Origin of the sequence: Streptomyces sp. MK7 (assembly GCF_032658145.1) — a bacterium.
In the GTDB taxonomy this organism is placed as follows: Bacteria; Actinomycetota; Actinomycetes; order Streptomycetales; family Streptomycetaceae; genus Streptomyces; species Streptomyces spiralis.
Map to the genome: position 1 here is coordinate 1 of NZ_JAVACL010000106.1, position 4101 is coordinate 4101.

A 4101-nucleotide genomic window follows, 5' to 3' on the forward strand; every position below is an offset into this window, starting at 1 on the left:
CCCGACAACGCGGCGAGGTGCCGTGCCAGGCGTCGCGGGCCTGGGGGCACCTCCCGGCCGAAGGCCGGGGGAGGGACTTTCGAAACACGCCCTAGTCCGGCCGGCTGTGAAGCCGCCGTCGATGTTCGGGGTGGCTCCTGTAGTCCAGCTGGATGCTGGGGTCAGGAGGAACACGATCGCTGCCGCTACGGCCCGGGGCCCGGCCCACCCTGCCGAGCGGGTGCAGGCCGCTCAACTGCTCCATTACGGCGTCCAACTGGTCCGCAGGAATGGCCTTCTCGAACAGGAGCTGGGTGAGCAGGTTGTGGGTGAGAACGTGCAGGCCCGCCTTGGCCATCCAGTAGACCGACGTCGGTGTCGTGGCGGGGCCTGGTCCGCCCCGCGGGGGTCCTGTCCGTCTCGTAGAGGCCGGGCTGTCCTCGTGCCTGCTGCCGGATCGGTCAGCGGGTCGCGCTTCATCCGTCTCCCGGTTCCAGCGGGGACCTGGATCCGCGGTGGCCTGAGCCGTCTCGTTCCAGTGCCTGGAACTCCGGGTGGTGCAGGTCGAAGGCCGGGGACTCCGAACGGATCCTGGGCAGGGAGGCGAAGTTGTGGCGGGGTGGCGGGCACGTCGTGGCCCACTCCAGGGAACGGCCGTACCCCCAGGGATCGTCCTCGCTCACGCGCGGGGCGTAGTGCGAGGTCTTCCACACGTTGTACAGGAACGGGAGCATAGATCCGCCGAGCAGGAACGAGCCGATCGTCGAGACCGTGTTGAGAGCGGTGAAGCCGTCGGACGCCAGATAGTCGGCGTAACGCCGCGGCATTCCTTCCACGCCCAGCCAATGCTGGACAAGGAATGTGAGGTGAAAGCCGATGAAAAGTGTCCAGAAATGGATCTTCCCGATCCTCTCATCGAGCATCTTGCCGGTGAATTTCGGCCACCAGAAGTAGAAGCCGGCGAACATAGCGAACACGACTGTCCCGAAAAGCGTGTAGTGAAAGTGCGCCACGACGAAGTAGGAGTCGGAGATGTGGAAATCCAGGGGTGGGGACGCTTCCAGGACTCCCGTGAGGCCACCGAAGAGGAATGTGACGAGGAAACCCGTGGTCCACAGCATGGGGGTTTCGAAGGAGAGAGACCCCCTCCACATTGTGCCGACCCAGTTGAAGAACTTCACGCCTGTGGGAACGGCTATCAGGAACGACATGAAGGAGAAGAAAGGCAGCAGGACACCGCCCGTGACGAACATGTGGTGGGCCCAGACGGTCACGGAGAGGCCGGCGATCGCGATAGTGGCCGCGACGAGCCCCACGTAGCCGAACACCGGCTTTCGGCTGAAGACCGGCAGAATCTCGGTCGCGATGCCGAAGAAGGGCAGGGCGATGATGTAGACCTCGGGATGGCCGAAGAACCAGAACAGGTGCTGCCAGAGCAGGGCCCCTCCGTTGGCGGGGTCGAACACGTGCGCGCCGAACTTCCGGTCCGCCTCCAGAGCCAGGAGAGCCGCCGCCAGCGGAGGGAAGGCCAGCAGCACCAGGACTGCCGTGAGCAGGACGTTCCATGTGAAGATCGGCATGCGGAACATGGTCATGCCGGGCGCCCGCATACAGATGATCGTGGTGATGAAGTTGACCGATCCGAGGATGGTTCCGAACCCCGACAGGACAAGCCCCATGATCCACAGGTCGCCTCCGGCACCGGGCGACCGCAGGGGCTCGGACAAGGGGGCGTAGCCGGTCCAGCCCCAATGTGCCGAGCCGTCGGGCGTGAGGAACCCGGACAGTACGATGAGGGATCCGAAGAGGTAGAACCAGTAAGCCAGCATGTTCAGACGCGGGAAGGCAACATCCGGGGCGCCGATCTGCAGCGGCATGATCCAGTTCGCGAATCCGGCGAACAGCGGTGTCGCGAACACCAACAGCATGATGGTGCCGTGCGCGGTAAAGGCCTGATTGAACTGCTCGGTGGAGAGTATCTGGAGGCCTGGTCGAGCAAGCTCCGCTCGCATCACCAGGGCAAAAACGCCGCCGACGAGGAAGAAGACGAAGGACGTGACCAAATAGAGGGTTCCGATCCTCTTGTGATCGGTGGTAGTCAGCCATCCAGTGATGGATCTTCCCTTGGTTCCCCCCTGGTGCCGTGCGATCAGTTCCGTCTCTGGGATTGTTGTCATCCCAATCCTCCGTCGGGGTGGCCCGTGGCGCGTCGCGCGCTCGGATACCGTTGACGACGCCTTTCGGCGCAAGTGAAGCACCGGCGGATCTACGGACCGTCTACAACGCATAGGCACGGTGGAGCTGCGCGCAGGCGCCATCGGTCGGGTCGGTGGACAGGTCACTCAAGTCGCGTCAGGGCAAGCCTGTGGACCGGGACCGGCAATCGTGGCGGCCCGGTCGGGGGCATATGGGGCCGCCGGTCCCTACCGGGTATGCCTTCAGCTGCCGGGCGCTGAGGCTGTTACGTCGTCCCGGGCCCGGCGGAGCCGGTCAGCCGCCTGTCTCCTCGCTCCTCCAAGACGTCGCGCTCGGCTACAAGAGCCTTCTGGAATAAGGGCGTTCCGGCGCTTGTAGAGCTACTTTTCGAACGGCGGCGGGCGGCCGCCGGAACGGCCGCGCCGGAGTCGGTTGGAAATCTGATCCGCGTGCTCAGGGATGGTGTGGGCGATGTTGCGCCACCGAGCAGGGTGCTGAACTGGGTGCAGCCGTTGGTGTCCCGCCGGTGAGGACCAGGGCGAGCGGGCGGCCGAGTCCGTCGACCGCCAAGTGGAGCTTGCTGGTCAGCCCGCCGCGCGAGCGGCCGAGTGCCTGGTTTCGGAGCCCCCTGTTCGAGCTCCGGCGGCATGCTGGTGGGCGCGGACGATGGTGGAGTCGACCGAGGCGAGCCAGTCGATGTCGCCGGCCGCATCCGCCTTGGCCTGCGCGGCCTGCAACATTTGCTTGAATGTGCCGTCCTTGGCCCAGCGGCGGAAGCGGGTGTGCAGGGTGGTCCACGACCCGTATCGCTCCGGCACGTCCCACCAGGCCACTCCGGTCCGGAACTTCCACACGATGCCGTTCAGGACCGTGCGGTCGCCCAACCGCGGACGGCCCGTCGAGGACGTCGGCAGAGTTCGGCTGGCTACGCTGGGTCCGCACGTTTGAGGAGGTTGCGATCTGTATGGGTGACGGGCACGGGCTCGGACGGTCCGGGCAGGAGGACCCCCTCGGAGCCGGATGGGAGAGGCACCGGCCCGCGGTTTTCGGTGTGGCCTACCGGCTGCTGGGGAGTGTGGCCGATGCCGAGGACGTGACCCAGGACGTGTGGCTGCGGGCAGCCGGAGCGGATCTGCAGGACATCGGTGATCTGCGGGCCTGGCTGGTGACGGTGGCCGCACGACGGTCGTACGACATCCTCAAGAGTGCCCGTGTCCGCCGGGAGACCTATGTCGGGCCGTGGCTGCCCGAACCGCTGCTGACAGGGCCGGACGCGTCGCAGCCGGTACTCGTCGACGAGTCCGTCAGCTCGGCGATGCTCCTGATCATGGAAGAGCTGTCTCCGCCGGAGCGGGTGGCCTTCGTCCTGCACGATGTCTTCGGCATTGAGTTCGGCCGGATCTCCGAAGTCCTGGACGTCTCCGTACCAGGCGCCCGGCAGCTCGCCTCGCGGGCACGACGGCAGATGGCCAAAGCCAAGCGGTCCATGCCGCAGGCGTCGAAGGCGGAGCGCGAACGCGTCCTCACCGTCTTCCGCGCCGCCTACATGGCCGGGGACCTGGCCGGCCTGGTCAGGCTCCTGCACCCGGATGCCGTCTACATCACCGACGGCGGCGGCAAGGTCTCGGCGGCACGCAAGCTCATCCACGGCGGCGAGCGCGTTGCCGAGGTCATGGTGCGTACGGGGCGCCAGTGGCACCCGGACCGCATCGACTTCGCCGAGGTCGGCGGCGAGCTCGCCCTCGTGTTCCATCGGGAAGGCCGGGTCTACTCCGTTGACACGGTTCAGATCACCGACGGTCTGATCGCCGCGTACCGCAGGGTTCTCAATCCCGACAAACTCTTGGGCGTCTGAGCTGTCACACATGCAGGGGCTACCTCGTCTGCCTGATGAGAACGCACAACGGGCGACGAAGGAATGCGTGA

The 4101-nt window shown here is 66.1% G+C and carries 2 protein-coding genes and 1 pseudogene; 1 reads left to right on the forward strand and 2 read right to left on the reverse strand.

The window, feature by feature from the left end; all coding sequences use genetic code 11:
- Positions 1–455 precede the first annotated feature (455 nt).
- Both ctaD and R2S09_RS39905 read right to left on the reverse strand, forming a co-directional pair.
- Positions 456–2156 (reverse strand): cytochrome c oxidase subunit I, encoded by a 1701-nt coding sequence (ctaD, locus tag R2S09_RS39900; protein ID WP_316746168.1) that lies wholly within the window; start codon positions 2154–2156, stop codon positions 456–458.
- Between the two features lie 503 nt (positions 2157–2659).
- Positions 2660–3071 (reverse strand): annotated as a pseudogene (locus R2S09_RS39905) (IS5 family transposase); the annotation flags it as partial.
- Between the two features lie 68 nt (positions 3072–3139).
- Between R2S09_RS39905 and sigJ the strand changes: the two are divergent.
- Positions 3140–4030 (forward strand): RNA polymerase sigma factor SigJ, encoded by an 891-nt coding sequence (gene sigJ, locus R2S09_RS39910; RefSeq protein WP_316746170.1) that lies wholly within the window; start codon positions 3140–3142, stop codon positions 4028–4030.
- Positions 4031–4101: the final 71 nt, after the last annotated feature.

Excerpts from the sequence above, each read along its gene's own strand:
- sigJ (WP_316746170.1), top strand. The coding sequence starts at position 3,140 with ATGGGTGACGGGCACGGGCTCGGACGGTCCGGGCAGGAGGACCCCCTC.
- ctaD (WP_316746168.1), bottom strand. The coding sequence starts at position 2,156 with ATGACAACAATCCCAGAGACGGAACTGATCGCACGGCACCAGGGGGGA.